Genomic DNA, 19,814 nt, shown 5'->3' with positions numbered 1-19,814 from the left:
CGGTGTTCACCGAATGTGCGTTTTGTCCCGGAGGGTGGGTTGATGGGTGGCGTCGGTGTGCCGATCCTCCTGGTGCTTCTGCTGATCCTGGTCAACGCGGTGCTCACCGGCAGCGAGATGGCCCTCATCTCGTTGCGGGAGGGTCAGGTCCAGCGCCTGGAGCGGGAATCCCGCCGCGGGCGGGTGCTGGCCCGGCTCACCCGGGACGCCAACCGCTTCCTGGTCACCATCCAGATCGGCATCACGCTGGCCGGCTTCCTGGCCTCCGCCGTGGTCGCCCTCTACCTGTCGAAGCCGCTGGCCGGCCAGCTCGGCTTCGCCGGCACCGCGGCCGAGCCGGCGGCCACCTTCCTGACGACCGTGGCGCTCACCTTCGTCACGCTGGTGCTGGGCGAACTGGCGCCGAAGCGGATCGCCATGCAGCGGGCCGAGAGCTGGGCGCTGCTGGTGGCCCGGCCGCTCGACCAGCTGTCGAACTTCTCCCGCCCGGCCGTCTGGCTGCTCGGGAGGGCCACCGACGGGGTGGTGCGCCTGGCCGGCGTCGACCCGCACGCCCGGCGGGACGAGGTCACCGCCGAGGAGATCCGCGAACTTGTCGCCGCCCAGCAGGAGATCTCCGCCGAGCAGCGGACCATCATCACCGGCGCCTTCGAGATCGCCGACCGGATCATGCGGGAGATCCTGGTGCCCCGCCGCGACGTGCTGACCCTGCCCAGCGGACGGCCGGCCGCCGAGGCGCTGCGCATCCTGATCGACAGCGGACACTCCCGGGCGCCGGTGATCGGCAAAGCCGGACTGGACGATGTGATCGGCGTGGTGCATCTGCGGGACCTGGTCGGCGCCGACGGCCCGGTCGACGACGTGGCCCGGCCGCCGCTGTTCCTGCCGGAGACGCTGCGGGTCTCCGACGCGCTCATGCAGTTGCGGGCGGAACGGCAGCCGCTCGCCCTGATCGTCGACGAGCGCGGCGCCATCGACGGCATCGTCACCATCGAGGACCTGGTCGAGGAGATCGTCGGGGAGATCTACGACGAGACCGACCGGGACGTCGCCTCGACCGTACGGGAGCCGGACGGCGCCCTGCTGATGCCCGGCTCGTTCCCCATTCACGACCTGCCCGACGTCGGGTTCCGCGGCAACCCGCCGGAGGAGGGCGACTACACCACGATCGCCGGGATGGTGCTGGCCGCGCTCGGGCACATCCCGACCGAGCCGGGGGAGGTGGTGACCCTGCCCGAGTTCACCGCCGAGGTGACCGAGGTGACCGGCCGGGCCATCACCCGGGTCCGGGTCCGCGCCCTGGCAGAGTCCATCGACGCCGACTGACCTGGTGTGCGACGGATCACCACGCGCGGCAATAGGCTTCGATGCATGACAGAGTCGTCGAACGCCTACGAGTACCTGGACAACGCCGACCCGCGGGAGCAGGCCCGGCTCGCGGCGGTGCGCCGCTACCGGCTGGTGGACCAGCCGGTCGAGGACGCGTACGACCGGATCGCCTTCGTGGCCGGCGCCCTCTTCGGCACGCCGATCGCCACGGTGTCCCTGGTCGAGCAGGACCGGGTGTGGCTGGCCGCCTGCCAGGGCCTGACCGGCGTCCGGGAGATCGGCAAGGAACCCGGCCTGTGCGCCTCGGTGATCGCGCAGGACGACGTGTACGTGATCAACAACGCCGCCGTGGACCCGCGCACCCTGGAGCACCCCCTGGTCCGGGGTGAGCTGGGCCTGCGCTTCTACGCCGCCGCACCGATCCGCACCCACGACGGTTACCGCCTCGGCACCGTCAACGTGATCGACAGCGTGCCCCGGGAGGCGAACCCGCGGCAGCTCACCGCCCTCCAGCACCTGGCCTCGATCGTCGCCGACGAACTGGAGCTGCGGCTCATGGTGATCCGCAGCGCGGCCGCCGAACAACGTATGCGGGAGACCGTGAACTGATCACCGTTCATGGGTAAGCGAACAGCATGATCTGGACCTTCGCTCGCAAAGTGATCCTGACCGCCATTCTCGTGCCGCTCGGCGCCGCGGGAGCCCGGAGGCTCAGCGCCGCGGTCGAGCGCCGGCGCGGGCCGAACCGGGCGTCGCGCCTGCTGCGGCAGGGCGCCGACACCGCGCAGACGCTGTTCGGCCGGAAGAAGCGCCGCCGTTTCGGGTTCCGCTGAGCCCGCTGATTGGATTTCCGCCGGACCGGGTAACGGCGGCGTCATGCGCACCCCTCGCACGATCGCCGTCGTCGCCCACCAGCGGAAGAGCCTCGGTGGTGGGCTCGACGAGCTGCGCCGCCTGCTCACCGGCCGCGGCGTCGAGAATCTGATCTGGCATGAGGTCCCGAAGAGCCGGAAGGCGCCGAAACGGGTCCGTGAGGTGATCCGGGACGGCGCCGACCTGCTCGTCGTCTGGGGCGGCGACGGCATGGTCCAGCGCACCCTGGACGTACTGGCCCGGGAGAAGGGCGGCGGCCGGATCCCGGTCGCGATCATGCCGGCCGGCACCGGCAACCTGCTGGCCGGCAACCTCGGCATCCCGGAGGACCTGGAGAAGGCCGTCGAGATCGCCTTCACCGGCGAGCACCGGCGGCTCGACCTGGGCCGGATCGCCGGCGAGCACTTCGCCGTGATGGCCGGCGTCGGCTTCGACGGCGCCATGATCAAGGACGCCGACGGCGGGCTGAAGGACCGGCTCGGCAAACTGTCGTACGTCTGGACCGGCCTGCGCCACGTCAACGGCGAGGCTCCGCGCGTGAAGATCGAAGTGGACGGCACCGACTGGTTCGACGACGAGGCCAGCTGCGTCCTGATCGGCAACGTGGGCACCATCACCGGCGGCATCCGGGCCTTCGACGACGCGTCCCCGGACGACGGCTGGCTCGACGTCGGTGTCGCCACCGCCCAGAACGCCCTCCAGTGGGCCCGCGCGCTCGGCACCATGGCGGTCACCCGCTCCGACCACTCACCATTCGTCCGGATGACCCGCGCCCGCCGGATCGACGTCGAACTCGGCTCCAAACTGGAGTACGAACTCGACGGTGGCGCCCGGAGCAGGACGAAGAAGTTCTCCGCCAAGGTGGTCCCGTCCGCGGTCCGGGTCTGCGTCCCGGCCGAAAAGCCTATGGCCGGGGACGCCACCGCTGCGAAAACCTGAGCCTCTCGGACATCGGGAGGACGGATGGCGGGGCGGCACGTCGTGGCGGCCGGGGACGTCACCGCGATCCTCGACGCCCTCGAAGCGCACCGGGTGGAGGTCTGCCTCAGCGGCGGCTGGGCGGTCGACGCGCTGCTCGGCGAACAGACCCGGGAACACTCCGACCTCGACCTGTGGGCCCCCGCGGCACACCTGGAGTGGCTGTTCCGGGCGCTGGCCGGCCGCGGCGTCGACCGCATCTTCCCGAGGCCCGGCGACCGCCCGTGGAACTTCGTGCTGCACGACGGCGCCCGGCTCCGCGTCGACCTGCACCTGTACGAACGGTTCCCGGACGGGCGGCTGCACTTCGGCTCGCCCGTCGGCGGGGTGACCTTCCCGGCCGCGGCGCTGAACGGGCAGGGCGTGATCGACGGGCAGCCGGTGCGCTGCGAGGTCCCGGAGTGGGCGGTCCGCTGGCACACCGGTTACCCGCCCCGGGCCGCCGACCGGCACGACGTGCCGCTGCTCTGCGCCCGCTTCGGCATCGCCCTGCCGGACAGCTTCTAGGCGATCTGCTGCCACCAGCCGTCGACCGGCGGCGGGTTGTCGACATCCACCCGCTCGCCCGGGCGCGGGACGGCCAGCCGAACCCCACGGGCCTTGGCCTCACTCCAGACCCGGTCGGCCGGCTCCGCCCAGTCGTGCAGCGCCAGGTTGAAGGTGGCCCAGTGCACCGGGATGAGCAGGCCGCCGTCCACGTCCACGTGGGTGGCGACGCCGTCCTCCGGGGTCATGTGGATGTCCGGCCAGGCGTCCCCATACGCACCCACCTGGACCAGCGTCGCGTCGAACGGGCCGTGCTCGGCGCCGATCGCCGCGAAGCCGGGGAAGTAGCCGGTGTCGCCGGAGTAGAACACCTTCCGGGTCGGGCCGGCGATCACCCAGCTCGCCCAGAGCGTCTCGTCACGGCCCAGGCCACGGCCGGAGAAGTGCCGGGCCGGCGTCGCGGTGAACTCCACCCCGGCGACCGTGGCCCGCTCGTCCCAGTCCAGCTCCACGATCCGGGTGGGCGGGACGCCCCAGCGCTCCAGGTGCGCGCCCACCCCGAGCGGCACCAGGAAGCGGGCGGCCTGGAGGTCCACCAGCGTCTGCACGGTGGCCATGTCGAGGTGGTCGTAGTGGTCGTGGGAGATCACCACGGCGTCGATCGGCGGCAGCTCCCGCAGGGCGACCGGCGGCTCGTGCAGGCGGCGCGGGCCGGCCAGCCGGGACGGGGAACAGCGCTCGCTCCACACCGGGTCGAGCAGCACCCGCCGGCCCTCGATCTCGATCAGCGCGGAGGAGTGTCCATACCAGGTGATGTGCAGACCCTGGGCGTCGCCGCCCGGCGGAGGGGCGAGCACCGGGACCGGCTGATGCGGACGCCGCGCCTCGCGGCCGGTCAGCGCCGCGGCGGCCAGCCGCGGCATCGACGCGGCGGTCACCTCGGAGGCCGGCACGGTGTTGCGGAACTTCCCACCGGAGAACTGCGGCGACGTCTGGACCCGGGCCAGCCGGGCGCCCCGCGCCCGGGCGCCGAGCTGCGCCGGAATGTCGCGGGCGGCCCACACCGCCGCGGCGCCCAGCGCCAGAGCCATCACGGTACGGGTACGCCTTCGCTTCGCCATGTGACCCAGTTTGACCTGCCCCGGTCGCCGACTGCCAGCGCCGGCCTCAGCCTCCACTCAGTAAGTGACGGGTATGACACACTGCCGCGGTGACGCTCGATACCCTTCAAACGCAGCAGCACCTGATCGTGCGCCAGCGGATCCGTCTCATGGTCAACCAGTACGAGGTCCACTCCGTCGACCCGGCCACCGGTGGGGAGGCGGGAATCCTCGCCTTCGCCCAGCAGAAGCGGCTGGCGTTCAAGGAGCAGGTGACCCTCTACACCGACGACACCAAGCAGACCCCACTGCTCGGTTTCAAGGCCCGCCAGGTCATCGACCTCGGTGCCACCTACGATGTCACCGACGTGAACGGGCAGCCCATCGGCCTGTTCCGCAAGAGCTTCGCGGCCTCGCTGTTCCGGTCCACCTGGGTCCTCGAACAGCCCGGCTACGGCGAGATCACCGGCCAGGAGCGCAACCAGTGGGTGGCGATCCTGCGGCGGTTCGTGGACTCGCTGTCGTGGCTGCCCTACCACTTCGACTTCACCATCCAGGGCCGGCCGGCCTTCTCGGTGGTGCGCAAGTGGGGGCTGCGGGACACGTACCAGGTCAGCATCCACGACCCGGCCCTGGACCGCCGCCTCGTGGTGGCCATGGCCGTCGCTCTGGACGCCCTCCAGTCCCGCTGATTCTCTCCCGGTAAGTTTTCGGGCATGGATGATCCGCGTGCCCAGCGCCTCCTCGGTGACCGTCTGGTCGCCCCCGGTGACCTGGCGTCGAATCCCTTCCGGGTGGACCGGGACCGGATCGTCAGTTCGCCCTTCCTGGCCCGTCTCGCCGAGGTCACTCAGGTGATCAGCCCCGGCGGGGCGGGCCTGCTGGTGCACAACCGGCTCACCCACAGCCTCAAGGTGGCGCAGGTGGGCCGGGCCATCGCCGACCGGCTGCGGGCCGCAGGCCCGGATCTCGCCGAGAAGCTGGGCGGCTGCGACCCGGACGTGGTCGAGGCGGCGGCGCTCGCCCACGACCTCGGGCACCCGCCGTTCGGGCATCTCGGCGAGCGGGTGCTGGACCGGCTGGCCAGGCACCGGCTCGGGCTGCCGGACGGGTTCGAGGGCAACGCCCAGTCGTACCGGATCGTGACCAGCACCGAGATCCGCGGCCAGGCGACGATCGGGCTCAACCTGACCAACGCGGTCCGGGCGGCGATCCTCAAGTACCCGTGGACCCGGCGCACCCACCCGGACCCGCACCCGCGGTTCATGGACCCGCCGCCGCGCGGCGCCGCCGCGCCGCCCGACGACCCGGACGGCGGCTCCCTCAAGTTCGGCGCCTACTCGACCGAGATCGCCGACGTGCGGGCCGCCCGGGCGCCGTTCGCCGGACGGGTCGCCGACTGGCAGCAGACCGTCGAGGCGTCCGTCATGGACACCGCCGACGACATCGCGTACGCCATCCACGACCTGGAGGACGTGCACCGTCTCGGCGTGCTCCAGCAGGGACTGGTCGCCACCGAGCTGATGACCTGGCAGCGCTGGGGCAAGGAGACCGACCTGAACCGGGCCGGCGGCGCCATCGAGTCGCTGCGCCGCCAACTGCACCGCAAGGACGGCTGGATCGCCGACGACGACGCCTTCGCCGGGGCCGTCGAGCTGGTCCGTGCCGAACTCGTCGACGGCCTCCTGGCCCGGCCCTTCGACGGCTCCCTGGAGGCCGAGGCCCGGGTCGCCGCCTTCTCCGCGAACTGGACCCGCCGCCTCGTCGAATCGGCCGAGCTGATCGAACAGCCGGCCGTCCGCAGCGGTCACGTCCAGCTGGCCCGCGCCCAGTGGCACGAGGTGCAGATCCTCAAGTTCGTCCAGAACCGTTTCGTCCTCGAACGACCCGACCTGGCCCTCCACCAGCGTGGCCAGGGGCGGCTGCTGTCCTCCCTGGTGGAGGCCCTGCTCGCCTGGCTCACCGATCCCGACGAGGAACAGCGCCTGCCACCCCGCCTGCGCGACCTGGTCGAACTGGCCGAGGCCGAGCTCCCCGCGGAGACTCCGAACCGTCTGACCCAGGCCCGCGGCCGCGCCGTCATCGACTTCGTGGCCGGCCTCACCGACAGCCAGGCCGTCGGCCTCCTCGAGGCCCTCTCCGGCCGCTCCCGCCAGCTGTGGACGGATGCCCCGGTGCTGTAACACTGGCTCCGCTTCGCTCCGCGGCAAAACGCCTTGTAACCGGTGTCGAGGCAGGTGATTTCCCGCCGCAGCACACCCCGCTGCGTCGGCAAATCACTTGCCTCGACACCGGCGGCGTTTTGCGGGGGACGTTGAGTGCACCGCCGTAGGAGTGGGTGGGGTGTTCCGTGGGCGGGGTCGAGTGGATTAGCGGGGGCGGGGGATCAGGCGGAGGGCTGTGGGGGCGTGGGCCGGGACCGCGGGGGAGTGCGGCGGGATCGGGTCGACGCGGCGGTAGGTGTCGCCGAGGGCCGGGCGCCGGTCGGGTTCGCCCTTGTTGGGCCAGAGGGCGGTGGCCCGTTCGGCCAGGGCGGTGATCGTGAGGGACGGGTTCACGCCCAGGTTCGCCGGGACCGTGGAGCCGTCGATCACGTGCAGGCCGGGATGCCCGAAGACCCGGTGGTACGCGTCCACCACCCCGGTCTCCGCCGACTCGCCGATGGTGGCGCCGCCGAGGATGTGCGCGGTGAGCGGGATGTTGACCACGTCGCCGAGGGTGCCGCCGGGATAGCCGCCGATCCGGTCGGCGATCCGCCGGACCGCCTCGTGGCCGACCGGGATCCAGACCGGGTTGGCCCGACCGTGCCCGAGGGTGGTGGTCAGCCGCCCGAGCCGGGTGCGCCGGACCGTCAGCGAGTTGTCCAGGGTCTGCATGACCAGGGCGATGATGGTGCGCTCGCTCCACCGGCGGACGGACAGGGAGTGGCCGAAGACGACCGGATGCCGCAGCGCCTGCCACAGGAAGCGGAGCGGGCGCGGCACCCGGCCACCGCCGTCCACCAGGATCGTCGACAGCAGGCCCATGGCGTTGCTGCGCGGGCCGTACCGGACCGGCTCGATGTGGGTGTCGGCGTCCGGGTGGAACGACGAGGTGATCGCGATGCCCTCGGAGAACGGCCGCTCCGGCACGTCCTTGGTGGCCGCGCCGAGCAGGGCCTCGGAGTTGGTGCGGGTGAGGCGGCCGAGCCGGCCGGAGAGCCCGGGCAGCACACCGGAGTCCTTCATGGCGTGCAGCAGCCGCTGGGTGCCGAGCGCGCCCGCCGCGAGGATCACCTGGCCGGCCGTGAAGGCGCCGGACCGGGTCTGGACCCGCCAGCCGTCGCCGTCCGGGCGCAGCGCGGTGACCTCGGTGTCCGGGTGCACCACGGCTCCGGCGCGTTCGGCCAGGTAGAGGTAGTTGACGTCCAGCCGGTTCTTGGCGCCGACGGTGCAGCCGATCATGCAGTTGCCGCATTCGACGCAACCGGTGCGGTCCGGGCCGGCGCCACCGAAGTACGGGTCCGGCACGGTCTTCCCCGGCTCGCCGAAGAACACCCCGACCGGGGTACGCCGGAACGTGTGGCCCACCCCCATGTCCTCGGCCACCTGCTGGATCACCACGTCCGAGGCGGTCATGCTGGGCTGCTCGGTGACGCCCAGCATCCGTGACGCCTGGTCGTAGAAGGGGTCGAGCTCGGCGGCCCAGTCGGTGATCCCGGACCAGTGCGGGTCGGCGAAGAACGGCGCGGGTGGCCGGTAGAGGGTGTTGGCGTAGACCAGCGATCCGCCGCCGACTCCGGCCGCGGACAGCACCATGATGTCCTTGAGCAGGGTGATCCGCTGCATGCCGCGCAGCCCGAGTCGCGGGGCCCAGAGGAAGTTGCGCAGGTCCCAGGAGGTCTTGGGCAGGGTGTCGGGGGTGAACCGGCGGCCGGCCTCGAGCACGCCGACCCGGTAGCCCTTCTCCGCCAGCCGCAGTGCGCTGACGCTGCCACCGAAGCCGCTGCCGACGATCACGATGTCGTAGTGCGTCATCGTGCCACCTAAGCATTACCGGCCGGTAACCCTCAATATCTCAGCGCCGGTAGATACGGATCGAGTGGCCGACGTTCCCGATCTCGGTGCTGCTCTCGATCCAGCTCTTCAGCCGGGGCCCGGCGAGCGCCACCCGCGAGTCGGAGACCACGAGCAGCCCGCGCACCTGGTCGTCGGGGACGGCGTACGGATCACGCGCCTCGATCCCGTAGTACCCCGGCACGCCGGAGCCCTTGTAGACGAGCCACACCTGCTCGCCCGGGTGGTCGGTGCGCAGCCGCTGCCCGAGCCGGGCGAGGTCCTGCCCCCAGTCGACGTTGGCGTCGTGCAGGTTCAGGTGGGTCCGGTCCGTCCCGCCGAACGCCTCGTTCGAGTAGGGCAGGTAGTAGGGGAACGTCAGCAGCGAGCTGACCGCCACGGCGAGCACCAGCAGTCCCGTGGTGATCCGCGCCCACCTGAGGCGGATCAGCGCGACAGTACCGGCGGCCACGGCCAGGAACATGGGCAGGAAGATCGAGTAGCGCGTGCCGTAGTTCCGCTCCCCGGTCATGCCGACCGCCACCAGCAGCGCGGAGACCGGCAGCACGTAGAGCGCGGCGGCCCGCAGCCGTGGGATCACGATCATGGTGACCGCGCCGGCCAGCCAGAGCGCCAGCATCCCGAGCGGCGTCTTGATCATGATCGCGGCCGGCAGGTAATACCACGGCGAGCCCTTGTAGGCCTCACCCAGCAGGAACCCGTTGAACGACCGGTTCTCGAACTTGAACTGGATCAGCATCCCGTCCTGGTAGGCCTGCGGGAACGGCAACAGGTCCACGGCCAGCCGTTTCAGCTCGTGGACCTGCTCCAGGCCGGCCGGGGTGGTCCAGCGCAGCCGCGGATCCACCATCAGGTAGGTGATCCACACCACGGCCACCGCGATGGCCCCGGCGCCCAGCGCCGCTCCCGCGGCGATCAACAGACGGCGGCCGCGCTGATCGGTCCGGTTGCGCCAGGTCGACAGCCCGGCCAGGAGCACCAGCAACGGTACGGCGGGGAGCACGCTCATCCTGGTCGCCAGCGCCGCGCCGAGAGCGGCCCCGGCCAGGGGCACGTAGAGCGCCGGCCGGGTGCGGGCGCGCCAGGCCAGCCAGAAGGCGGTCAGCAGCATCCCGGCGGCGGGCACGTCCAGGGTGGCCAGCGAGCCGTGCGCGATCACGTCGGGGGAGAAGCTGTAGAGGGCCAGGGCGATCAGCCCGGCGAGCGGCCCGGCCACGTCCCGGGCGAAGGCCAGCACCACCAGCCCGAAGAGCAGGGTGAGCAGGATGACCGGCAGGCGGGCCAGGAGCATCAGCTGGAACGGGTTGTTGCCGGTCTCGTACAGCAGGTGCCGGCCCAGCCGGGTCTGGTCGCCCGGGTAGGCCGGGTCCAGCTCGGCCCCGGCCAGCGCCGTCCCGGCCGCGATGATCAGCTTGCCGAGCGGCGGATGCTCCGGGTTGTAGCGCAGGCTGTGCTGCTGCCGGTACACCTCGGCGGTGGCCACGTAGACCGGCTCGTCGATGGTCGGCGACTGCTGGACCGCCGTGGTGACCATGGCGAACGCCATCTGCCCCAGCATCGCCAGAACCGCCAGGAGATGGAGCAGGCGGCGTCGTGGCATCGGGCCAATCTAGCCCGGCCGCCGGGCGGAACGAGAGCACCCCCGGCGGACCGGCCGCCGGGGGTGCGTCACCGCGTGGGTGTCAGACCGTGGAAGGGATGCGCCGGGCCTCGTCCTGGCCCGCCTCGAACTCCTCGTAGGCGGCCTGGGCGGCGGCCAGCTTGGCGGGGAACTGCTGACAGGCGCGGAACAGCTTGAAGATGAGGAACGCCTCGAAGGCGAGCAGGCCGGCGCCGATCGCGATGGTGACCGGGAAGATCAGGCCGGTGATCGGGCCGATGATGAAGACCGTCATCTCGTACTCGATGCCGCTGATCAGGTGCGTGCGGATCCGGTTGCGGCGCAGCGTGGCGCCGATCCGGTTCTTCAGCGAGCCGCCGCCGGTGGGCGCCGGGGCGGGTTCCGGCATCTCGTCGACCGGCTCGGCCATCGCGGCGGCCGGCTCGGCCTGCACCCGCACCGGCTCGAGGTACGCGGTGATCTGGTCCTTCATGCTCTTCCGGACCTTGGTCATCTGGGCGCTGTTCAGGTAGCGGAACAGGTCCAGGAAGATCGCCACGGACATCAGCCAGAGGTACGCGACGTTGTCGGTCTTCGCGTACTGACCGCCGAAGAGGCAGAGGGCGATGATGAAGACCCGGACCCGGTCGAGGACGAAGTCGAGCCACTGCCCGAACATCGTCCCGGTGCCGTTCAGCCGCGCGATCTTGCCGTCCATGCAGTCGACCACGAAGCTGATGTGGAACAGGATTCCACCGGCGACGAGGTACCACCGCTCACCGACGGCGAAACAGGCGGCCGCGCCGAAGCCGAAGATCGACGCGACGAGGGTCAGAATGTTGGGCGTGATCCACCGGTACGGCGCCACCAGACGCACCAGTCGCGACGCCAGGGGGTCGACCAGAAGCACGGTCCACCACGCGTCGACCGGTTTGTAGGTCCGTTCCCGGATCTCCTGCAAGGTCACCTTCACCCGCGGCACTTTATCCCTTAATCCCATGAAAACGCTATGTACCCCGTCGGTTCACCAAGGTCACTACCAGCGGTAACGTCGATCACGGCGGGGGGTAGCCGAATTCTGCTCAGTTATTACGAACCGGTGTCGATTCCGGACACGCACCCGCAGACTCTACGCCCGGCCCGCGCGCAACTCCGCGCCGACGTCGTGCAGGTGCCGCAGGGCCTGCCGGTAGGACTCCAGCAGCCCGGTCATCTCGTACGGCACGCCGATCTCGGCGCAGTAGTCGCGCACGATCGGCTGGGCCGCCCGCAGGTTCGGCATCGGCATGGCCGGGAACAGGTGGTGCTCGATCTGGTAGTTCAGCCCGCCCAGCACCACGTCGACGAACCGCCCACCACGTACGTTCCGCGAGGTCAGGACCTGCTTGCGGAGATAGTCCTCGGTGCCGTCCGGATGCGGCATGCCCTTGTGGTTGGGGGCGAAGGTGAGCCCCAGGTAGACACCGAACAGCGCCTGGTGCACCACCAGGAAGGCCAGCGCCTGCAGCGGGGACAGCACGATCAGGAGCGCGGCGGCGTACCCGATGAAGTGAAGCCCGATCAGCACGGACTCCAGGCCGCGCCGCTTGACCGACCCGGCACGCAGCGCGCGGACGCTGTCCCGCTTGAGCGACATCCCCAGCAGGGTGAGCAGCGGGAAGAAGAACCAGGCCTGATAGCGCACCAGGAAGCCCTTGCCGCGGGCGTGCTCCACCGACCAGACCAGCGCGGCCGGGCTGACGTCCGGGTCGAGGTCGTCGTGGTTCGGGTTGGCGTGGTGCTTGGTGTGCTTGTCCATCCAGTAGCCGTAGGACATGCCGATCGCCAGGTTCCCGGCGATCAGCCCGGCGCGGGCGCTCGGCGCGTTGGTGCGGAACACCTGCCGGTGCGCGAGGTCGTGTGCCACCAGACCCACCTGGGTGAAGACGACGGCCAGGAAGACGGCCACCGCCAACGTCCACCACGAGGCGCCGACCAGGGCGAACGCGGTCCAGCCGCCGAGGTAGGCGAGGGCCACCAGAATCAGGCGTACGGCGTAATGGCCGGGCCGGCGGCGCAGGAGGCCGGCGGCGTTGATCCGGCGGTTGAGTTCGGCGAAGTCGCTGCCGGACCGTGTCTCGGCTGTCGTCGTCATGCCTACAGATAACCAACGTGGCACCACCGGTTCAGGAGTGTCAGCCCCCATTGGTCCGGTAGGGCTGGCACTACCGACATCCTGGCGGCGTACGGCCAGGATGGGGGCATGGACTCGCGTGACTGGATCCGCGACGGCCTGCACGCCGTAGCGGGCGCGGCGCTGGCCGTCCCCCTGGCCATCGTCAACATCCCGCTCTTCGTGCTCTTCGTGGTGTCGCTCGTGTTGACCCCGGTGCTCGGGCTCGGGCTGGTGCTGCTGCCGCTGGTGACCATGCTGATCCGGGCGCGTGCCGACCTGGCCCGGCGCCTGGCGGCCGGCTACCGCGTGGCGATCGCCCGCCCGTACCGGCCGCGCCCGGAGCGGGCGGTGCCGGGCGGCATCCGGCACTACCGGTGGCTGGTCACCGACCCGGCCACCTGGCGGGACGCGGCATGGCTGCTGCCCGGGGCGATCGCCGGGCTGGCCCTCGCGCTGGTGTCACTGGGCATCGTCGCCTACGGGGTGGAGGGCATCCTGCTCATCCCGCTCTGGGTGTCGCTCGGCGTGGACGGCTACGGCTACGGCGTGATCTGGCCGATCGACACCATCGGCGAGGGTTTCCTGTCCCTGCCGCAGGGCGCGGCGATCCTGGCCATCGGCGTGGCGGCGGCGCCCCACCTGCGGCAGGCGGAGGCGTACACGGCCCGGCTCTTCCTGGCCCCGACCCGCGCCGCCGAACTGAGCCTGCGGGTCAGCCAGCTCACCGTCACCCGGGCCGACACGGTCGACGCGCAGGCCGCCGAACTGCGCCGGATCGAACGGGACCTGCACGACGGAGCCCAGGCCCGGCTGGTGTCGCTCGGCATGACCATCGGGCTGGCCGAGGAGATCATCGACGCCGACCCGGCCACCGCCCGCAAACTGCTCGCCGAGGCCCGGGAGAACAGCACGACCGCCCTGCACGAGCTGCGCCACCTGGTCCGGGGCATCCATCCGCCGGTGCTCGCCGAGCGTGGCCTGGAGGGTGCGGTGCGGGCGCTGGCCATGGCCCTGCCGATCCCGGCCGCGGTCACCGCGGCGCTGCCCGGCCGGCTGGACACGCCGGTCGAGTCGGCCGCCTACTTCGCGGTCGCCGAGGCGCTGGCCAACGCGACCCGGCACTCCGGCGCCGGCAACGCCGCCGTGGAGCTCTGGCACACCGGCGACCTGCTGCTCCTGCGGGTCAGCGACGACGGGCGGGGCGGGGCCGACCCGGACCGCGGGACCGGACTGCGGGGGATCGAACGCAGACTCGCCGCCTTCGATGGCACGATGAGCCTGTCCAGCCCGCTGGGCGGACCGACCGTCGTGACCATGGAGCTGCCGTGCGCGTTGTCATCGCCGAGGACCTCGCCCTCCTCCGGGACGGTCTGACCCGGCTTCTGCGGGCGTACGACTTCGAGGTGGTGGCCGCCGTCGAGGACGGGCCGTCCCTGCTGCCCGCCCTCGTCGAGCACCGGCCGGACGTGGCCGTCGTCGACGTCCGGCTGCCACCGACCTTCACCGACGAGGGCCTCCAGGCGGCCATCGCGGCCCGGACCGCGGTCCCCGGCCTGCCGGTGCTCGTCCTCTCCCAGCACGTCGAGCCGCTCTACGCCCGGGAGCTGCTCACCGACCGCCGGGGCGGGGTCGGCTACCTGCTCAAGGACCGGGTGGCGAACGTGGCCCAGTTCGTCGACGGGGTGCGCCGGGTGGCGTCCGGCGGCACCGTGATGGACCCCGAGGTGGTCGGCCAGCTCCTGGCCCGGCACCAGCCGCCGCTGGCCGCCCTGACCGTCCGCGAGCGGGAGGTGCTCGGGCTGATGGCCGAGGGGCGGTCCAACGGGGCGATCGCCACCAAGCTCTTCGTCGGGGACAAGGCGGTCAGCAAGCACATCAACAGCATCTTCGCGAAGCTGGGACTGCCGCCGTCGGACGACGACCACCGCCGGGTGCTGGCCGTCCTGGCCTATCTCAACGGCTGAGCCTCGCTATCCGGCCGTCCTGCCCGGAGGCCCAGCAGGAGCCGTCCGCGGTGCAGGCCACCGCGTCGAAGCTGCCGGTGTCGAACCGTCGCCAGGTGACCCCGCCGTCGTAGGAGACGTCGCTGCCGGTCGGCCCGACCGCCAGCGCGGTCCGGCCACGCCAGGCCACCCCGGACCGGTACTCGCCGGGAACCGTACGGGAGACGGTCCAGTGCCGGCCGCCGTCCCGGGTGACCGCCGAGCCGTCCGGCGCCGCCGTGGGCGCCGCGTAGTCGCCGCCGACCGCGAGTCCGTGCCGCGGGTCCCGGAACGCCAGCGAGTAGATCCCGGCGCTCGGGCCGCTGGGCACCGGTGAGCCGGTGACCGTCCAGCTCCGGCCGCCGTCGCGGGAGGCGAACACCCGGGCGGTGGCGTCGCCGCCGGTGGCGAACCAGGCGTGCCGGCCGGACGAGACCAGGCAGGTGCCGCTGGCCGCGAAGGCGAACTCGCCGGGCAGCGCGTCCGGCATGCCGTCGGTGGGACGGACCTGCCAGGTGCGGCCGCCGTCGGTGGTGGCCAGGATCCGGAACTTCCCGCCGACCGGGTCGGACAGCGCCAGGCCGTGCCGCCGGTCCAGGAAGGTCATGCAGTCGTAGAAGGCGGCCGGTTCGTCGTTGCGGAACGTCTCGGTCCAGGTGGCGCCGCCGTCCGCGGTCGCGTAGATCCGGGAGTCCGCGCCGTTGCCGATGGTGAGGGCGACCGCGTGCCGGGCGTCGGCCGCCTCGATGTCGCGGAACTGGAGCGCGGCGGCCTCGGGCGGCCCGACCGAGGCCCAGGTGCGACCGCCGTCGACGGTGCGCAGCACGGTTCCGGCGGAGCCGGCCGCCCACGCGACCTTCCCGCTGACCGGGGCCAGACCACGGAACCGGGCGGTGACCCCGGTGTCGGTGAGCTGCCAGGAGGGCCCGCGGTCCGGGGTGAATCCGAAACCGCCGAGCATGACGAGAGCGAGCGCTGCTATGGACAGTTTTCGATGCGGCGTCATGTCCGCCGAACCTACCGGGTCAAGCGGCGGATTTCGATGGACTCGGGGACGGCGCGGGTGGCCGCTGGTCGTCCTCACCGGACAGCAGACGGTTCGCGAGCAGGCCGCCGCCCAGCACCGCGACCGCGGCGATCATGGCGGCGATGCCCTGGGCCACCGGGCGCGGCCGCTGTCCGGGCATCCGCCGGAACCCGTTTGGTGGTTCGGCCATCGATGTCTCCCTCCAGCGCCCCTCGTCAGTTACTAACGTCGCGAGGTCTCCTTCGGGTGTCACCCGTACCGGGTCGCCCGAACAACCGGGTATGAAGCCATGTGTCCGGCATTCACGATTGAGGGAGGTTTCGTCAGGAGGTGCGCTGATGGACGACCGGTTCCGATCAAACTTCCGGCGGGGCGCCGTGGCCGGTGTGGCGGTCATGTCGGTGGTCGCCTTCCTGGCCGGCCTGGCGGTCCGGGCCTACGCCGGCGCGGTGCCCGAGCGGCCCGCCGTGGTGGACGCCCGTTTCGGCGACCGGCCCGGCCTCATTCGTCCAGCAGCGCCCGCAGACGAAGACTGTCCGCCGTCGTCCAGCCCGGCGGTGGAGCGATAGTGGCCCATCCGTCCACCGTCTCCGACTTGTAGACGTGGCCGTGCCCGGTCGGGACCTTGTTGGAGAAGACCAGGTCGCAGCTGATCTGCCAGAAGGTGATGCCCGGGTACCAGTGCATGTCGGGAGTGACGTCGGGGGCCCGCCGCCCGTTCAGCCACTCCGGCTGCTTCCAGAGCAGGTCCCAGCTCCACCAGACCACCGGATCGGTCGCGTTCTGGAGGTAGACCACCTTGGGCCGGGGGCCGGTCAGGGTGCGCAGCTCGGCCGCGTCGTCGGCGAACTCGACGGCCAGGCCCGGGTAGTCCGGGTCCCAGACCGGGCTGCCCTCGGCGCGGCCCTCGGTGAGCGCCCGGTGCGCCGGGTTCGCGAAGGTCGGCCCGAGCAGCAGCGCGCCGTCGGCCCCGTCGACCAGGCTCTGCGGGGTGCCGAAGGTCTTCTCCATCCCGTACGTCCCGAGGCTCTCGCCGAACAGCAGCAGCCGGGGCCGCTCGCCCACCGGCATGGCCGCCCACCGCTCGCGGACCGCGCCGATCAGGGCGTCGGCCGCGTCCACCACCTCGGACCGGTCGCCCAGGAAGGCGAAGAAGCTCGGCAGGTACGAGTACTGCATGGACACCAGCGCGGTGTCGCCGGCATACATGTACTCCAGGGAGCGGGGCACCTTGCTGTCCACCCAGCCGGTCCCGGTCGGTGTGATGATCGCCACCACCGCCCGGTCGAAGGCCCCGGTCCGGTCCATCTCCCGGACCACCAGGTCGGCCCGCTCCTCGACGGTGTACGCCGAACTGAGGCCGGCGTAGAGGCGGATCGGCTCCAGGGCGGGCCGCCCGGCGAAGGCGGTCAACTGCTCGCCGGTCGGGACGCCGGCCACGAACGCCCGCCCCTGCCGGCCCAGCGAGTCCCAGGAGACCAGTGACCGTGGCCCGCCGGAGCGCAGCGGCGACTCCGGAACCCGCACGCCGTCGCCGGTCCCGCTGTTGACCACGGCTGCCGACCGGTCGGCCATCGAGAACATCTGGGTGATCAGCAGGCTGTCCACGGCGCCGTACGCGAGCAGGGCCACCACCACCGAGCCGGCGCACCAGGCGGCCGGGGCCGGGACGAACTGCCGGAAGAGCCAGGCGCACCCGTGCGTGGACAGCCGGAGCAGCCGGGCGATCAGCAGCAGCAGGCCGAAGGTGAGCAGGCTCACCCCGACGGTGCGGACCACGTCGTGCTCCTCGGGCGGCGGCATGCCCAGGCGGATCCGCAGGTCACGCTGCCAGCGGGTGCCCAGCCAGAGAAAGACCACGACCAGCAGCGGCACCACGGCGAACAGGACGCTCCAGGCGACCCGGACGGTCCGGGCGGTGGGCTGCCGCCACCCGCGGCGGAACAGCGCTCCCAGGGCGGCGCCCACTGCGTACCCCATGGCGGCGGTGATCCCGGCCACCACGCCCTGGAGGGACCAGGCCCGGGGCAGCAGGGACGGGGTGAAGGAGAGGCAGTAGAAGACGGCCGCGAAGGCGGCGCCGGTGAGGCTGAGGCCGGAACGCACGATGCGCCGCCGGGCCGGGGTGAGCGATGGCTCGGTGGTGTGTGGAGGGGTCTGCCCGGGTGAAAGGCGCGGGACGGGAATCCGGCCACGGAAGGGCGCCAGCCAGCCTGTCGGCGACGCCACCACCTGTCTGCGCATCCGGTGCTCCGTTTCGTCGCGGCCGGCCTCGTGCCCGGGGTGACGGAAGCAACCCGGCACGTTCCTCTCCATCATCGGGGGTCTATGCCACTGAGCGCCGCCCCATTTCCCCCTGAATTCCGGCCGCTCAGGTTCGTTCAGCCGGGCCGCCGGTTGCCGATGACAAGCGGTGAGGAGGGACTTCATGCGGCTGCGTAACTGGATCGCGGTGCTGGTCAGCGTGCTACTGCTGGCCGGTGCCGGTGTCGTCGGCATTCTGGTCAACCGCTCGACCGTCAAGGCGGTCGAGACGGTGCATCAGAACGACACCACCGCGCTCGGCACCAACAACGGCACCCTTACGGGCCAGCTCCAGAAGAACTCGGTGCGGGAGCTCACGCTCCTCCTCGGCCAGATCGCAGTCCGCCTGGCCGCCGACGACGCCAAGGACCGCACCTCTCTCGCTGTGGCCGCCAAGAAGAGCACCACCTTCCAGTACGGGATGATCACCACTGATCTCGACGGGAACTTCCTGACCGCGAGCCGGACCAGCGGCCTCCCGGCGCAGAAGGACGCCGCCTGGGAGCCGCTGTGGAAGCAGATCAAGAGCGAGAAGTACGGGTTCTCCGGCGTGATGAACGCCGGGAACACCTACGTGGCCGCGGTGGGCATCCCGGTCTCGGTGGGTGGTGGCCCGGTCGGCTACCTGATCGGTCTCAACGAGGTGGGACAGACCCCGCTGCACAACTACATCCGCGAGCTGCGCGGCACGACCCACAAGACGATGATCGTCGACACCGCCGGGCGCGTCGGGGCGGCCAGCGACGACACGCTCGTCGGTGAGGTCGTACACCCGGAAATCAAAGCACGGCTGGACCGCGAAAAGGCCCAGTTCGTCGAGTACACCGAGAACGGCCGGGACATGATCGCGGTGGTGGTCGGTGGGCTGGCCAGTGACTGGTCCTATGTGCGGACGCAGACCCAGGCCTCCTTCGACGGCGCCGTCTACAGCCGCAGCCAGACCCTCAACCTCACCCTGCTGGCCATGCTGGCGATCGGTGTGGTGGGAATCACCCTCCTCGGCTACCGGACGCAGATCCAGCGGCGCCGCGCCGACGAACGGTTCCAGGCGCTCTTCCAGCACGCCCCGGACCTGGTGTCGGTCCTGGACGGATCCGGCCGGATCGTCTTCAGCAGCCCCAGCACCACGTCGGTGCTCGGTTTCGCGCCCGGCTCGCGGACCGGGCACAGCGTCTTCGACGTGGTGCACCCCGAGGACCAGCAGCAGATGCGCGAGGGGCTGACCACCCTGCTGGCCGACGCGTCCGGGGTGCTGCGCCTGCAGTGCCGGGCCCGGACCGCCGACGGCGAGTACCGCTGGTTCGACTTCACCGCCTCCAACCAGATGCACAACGCGGCTCTCAGCGGCGTGGTGATCAACGCCCGGGACATCTCGGAGAACCGGGCCTTCCAGGAGCGGCTGGAGCACGAGGCCCAGCACGACCCGCTGACCGGCCTGCCCAACCGGCGCCGGATGCAGGACAAGCTCCACTCGTCGCTGCGGTCCGACGCGGTGGCGGTGCTCTTCGTCGACCTGGACGGGTTCAAGCCGGTCAACGACGCGCACGGGCACGAGGTCGGCGACGAGCTGCTGCGCCAGGTGGCGGACCGGCTCAGCGCGTGCGTACGCTCCACCGACGTGCTGTCCCGGGTCGGTGGCGACGAGTTCGTCATGCTGATGCCCGGGGTGGTCGACCCGGGGGACGTCGACGCCATGAGCAACCGCTTGCGGTACGTTCTCGGGCTGCCGTTCCGGATCGACGGGCACGAGATCCAGATCGGCGCCAGCGTCGGGGTGCACCTGGCCCCGGCCGCCGGTGACCCGGACGAGGCCCTGCGGGCCGCCGACCACGCCATGTACGAGATCAAGCACTCCCGGCGGGTCCCGGCCGGCACGGTGGCCCGGGTGGGACGGCACCGCGCGCCGGACTAAACTTCGTGCACAC

General features: G+C 71.6%; 18 protein-coding genes. 10 read left to right on the top strand and 8 right to left on the bottom strand.

The window, feature by feature from the left end; genetic code table 11:
* The first annotated feature begins 42 nt into the window (after positions 1 to 42).
* Genes KZ829_RS20685 through KZ829_RS20665 form a run of 5 tightly spaced genes read left to right on the top strand, consistent with a single transcriptional unit; the run spans position 43 to position 3,687 of the window.
* Positions 43 to 1,326 carry a hemolysin family protein gene (locus KZ829_RS20685; RefSeq protein ID WP_220145573.1) on the top strand — a complete coding sequence of 428 codons (1,284 nt, stop codon included), beginning with the start codon at positions 43 to 45 and terminating at the stop codon, positions 1,324 to 1,326.
* Positions 1,327 to 1,371: 45 nt separating this feature from the next.
* Positions 1,372 to 1,938 (top strand): GAF domain-containing protein, encoded by a 567-nt coding sequence (locus tag KZ829_RS20680; protein WP_220145572.1) that lies wholly within the window; start codon positions 1,372 to 1,374, stop codon positions 1,936 to 1,938.
* A gap of 26 nt (positions 1,939 to 1,964) precedes the next feature.
* Positions 1,965 to 2,162 carry a hypothetical protein gene (locus KZ829_RS20675; protein WP_220145571.1) on the top strand — a complete coding sequence of 66 codons (198 nt, stop codon included), beginning with the start codon at positions 1,965 to 1,967 and terminating at the stop codon, positions 2,160 to 2,162.
* Positions 2,163 to 2,205: 43 nt separating this feature from the next.
* The gene (locus KZ829_RS20670) at positions 2,206 to 3,141 is read left to right on the top strand and encodes a diacylglycerol/lipid kinase family protein (RefSeq protein ID WP_220145570.1); all 936 of its coding nucleotides are present in this window, start codon (positions 2,206 to 2,208) and stop codon (positions 3,139 to 3,141) included.
* Positions 3,142 to 3,165: 24 nt separating this feature from the next.
* The gene (locus KZ829_RS20665; RefSeq protein ID WP_220145569.1) at positions 3,166 to 3,687 is read left to right on the top strand and encodes a nucleotidyltransferase domain-containing protein; all 522 of its coding nucleotides are present in this window, start codon (positions 3,166 to 3,168) and stop codon (positions 3,685 to 3,687) included.
* Here the strand turns inward: KZ829_RS20665 and KZ829_RS20660 are convergent.
* The gene (locus tag KZ829_RS20660) at positions 3,684 to 4,787 is read right to left on the bottom strand and encodes an MBL fold metallo-hydrolase (protein WP_220145568.1); all 1,104 of its coding nucleotides are present in this window, start codon (positions 4,785 to 4,787) and stop codon (positions 3,684 to 3,686) included. The two genes, KZ829_RS20665 and KZ829_RS20660, sit on opposite strands and share 4 nt — an antisense overlap.
* A 149-nt stretch (positions 4,788 to 4,936) precedes the next feature.
* Between KZ829_RS20660 and KZ829_RS20655 the strand changes: the two genes are divergently transcribed.
* Positions 4,937 to 5,458 (top strand): LURP-one-related family protein, encoded by a 522-nt coding sequence (locus tag KZ829_RS20655; RefSeq protein ID WP_221245023.1) that lies wholly within the window; start codon positions 4,937 to 4,939, stop codon positions 5,456 to 5,458.
* A gap of 24 nt (positions 5,459 to 5,482) precedes the next feature.
* Positions 5,483 to 6,949 carry a deoxyguanosinetriphosphate triphosphohydrolase family protein gene (locus tag KZ829_RS20650; RefSeq protein WP_220145567.1) on the top strand — a complete coding sequence of 489 codons (1,467 nt, stop codon included), beginning with the start codon at positions 5,483 to 5,485 and terminating at the stop codon, positions 6,947 to 6,949.
* A gap of 186 nt (positions 6,950 to 7,135) precedes the next feature.
* Here the strand turns inward: KZ829_RS20650 and KZ829_RS20645 are convergent, their stop codons facing one another.
* From KZ829_RS20645 to KZ829_RS20630, 4 genes are all read right to left on the bottom strand, one after another.
* On the bottom strand, positions 7,136 to 8,782 hold the full coding sequence (locus KZ829_RS20645; protein WP_220145566.1) for a GMC oxidoreductase: 1,647 nt from the start codon (positions 8,780 to 8,782) through the stop codon (positions 7,136 to 7,138).
* Between the two features lie 40 nt (positions 8,783 to 8,822).
* Positions 8,823 to 10,421, bottom strand: a complete 1,599-nt coding sequence (locus KZ829_RS20640; protein ID WP_220145565.1) for a phospholipid carrier-dependent glycosyltransferase — start codon at positions 10,419 to 10,421, stop codon at positions 8,823 to 8,825.
* 82 nt (positions 10,422 to 10,503) lie between these two features.
* The gene (locus tag KZ829_RS20635; RefSeq protein ID WP_220145564.1) at positions 10,504 to 11,394 is read right to left on the bottom strand and encodes a CDP-alcohol phosphatidyltransferase family protein; all 891 of its coding nucleotides are present in this window, start codon (positions 11,392 to 11,394) and stop codon (positions 10,504 to 10,506) included.
* Between the two features lie 156 nt (positions 11,395 to 11,550).
* Positions 11,551 to 12,555 carry a fatty acid desaturase family protein gene (locus KZ829_RS20630; protein ID WP_220145563.1) on the bottom strand — a complete coding sequence of 335 codons (1,005 nt, stop codon included), beginning with the start codon at positions 12,553 to 12,555 and terminating at the stop codon, positions 11,551 to 11,553.
* Between the two features lie 108 nt (positions 12,556 to 12,663).
* On the opposite strand from KZ829_RS20630, the gene KZ829_RS20625 reads away from it, so the two are divergent.
* Positions 12,664 to 13,950 (top strand): sensor histidine kinase, encoded by a 1,287-nt coding sequence (locus tag KZ829_RS20625; RefSeq protein WP_220145562.1) that lies wholly within the window; start codon positions 12,664 to 12,666, stop codon positions 13,948 to 13,950.
* Complete coding sequence (locus KZ829_RS20620) at positions 13,902 to 14,540, top strand: response regulator transcription factor (protein ID WP_220145561.1); 639 nt, start codon at positions 13,902 to 13,904, stop codon at positions 14,538 to 14,540. The genes KZ829_RS20625 and KZ829_RS20620 overlap by 49 nt, the downstream gene beginning before the upstream one ends.
* Here the strand turns inward: KZ829_RS20620 and KZ829_RS20615 are convergent.
* From KZ829_RS20615 to KZ829_RS20605, 3 genes are all read right to left on the bottom strand, one after another.
* Positions 14,530 to 15,564 (bottom strand): sialidase family protein, encoded by a 1,035-nt coding sequence (locus KZ829_RS20615; protein ID WP_246635965.1) that lies wholly within the window; start codon positions 15,562 to 15,564, stop codon positions 14,530 to 14,532. The two genes, KZ829_RS20620 and KZ829_RS20615, sit on opposite strands and share 11 nt — an antisense overlap.
* Before the next feature lie 19 nt (positions 15,565 to 15,583).
* On the bottom strand, positions 15,584 to 15,775 hold the full coding sequence (locus KZ829_RS20610) for a hypothetical protein (RefSeq protein ID WP_220145560.1): 192 nt from the start codon (positions 15,773 to 15,775) through the stop codon (positions 15,584 to 15,586).
* 311 nt (positions 15,776 to 16,086) lie between these two features.
* Entirely contained in the window at positions 16,087 to 17,829 is a 1,743-nt protein-coding gene (locus KZ829_RS20605) for an alpha/beta hydrolase (protein WP_220145559.1), read from the bottom strand.
* A 184-nt stretch (positions 17,830 to 18,013) separates the two neighbouring features.
* On the opposite strand from KZ829_RS20605, the gene KZ829_RS20600 reads away from it, so the two are divergent.
* Positions 18,014 to 19,801 (top strand): sensor domain-containing diguanylate cyclase, encoded by a 1,788-nt coding sequence (locus tag KZ829_RS20600; protein ID WP_220145558.1) that lies wholly within the window; start codon positions 18,014 to 18,016, stop codon positions 19,799 to 19,801.
* Positions 19,802 to 19,814 lie beyond the last annotated feature (13 nt).

The organism is Actinoplanes hulinensis (assembly GCF_019429605.1).
In the GTDB taxonomy this organism is placed as follows: domain Bacteria; phylum Actinomycetota; class Actinomycetes; order Mycobacteriales; family Micromonosporaceae; genus Actinoplanes; species Actinoplanes campanulatus.
This window is presented reverse-complemented; position numbering and strand designations above follow the sequence as displayed.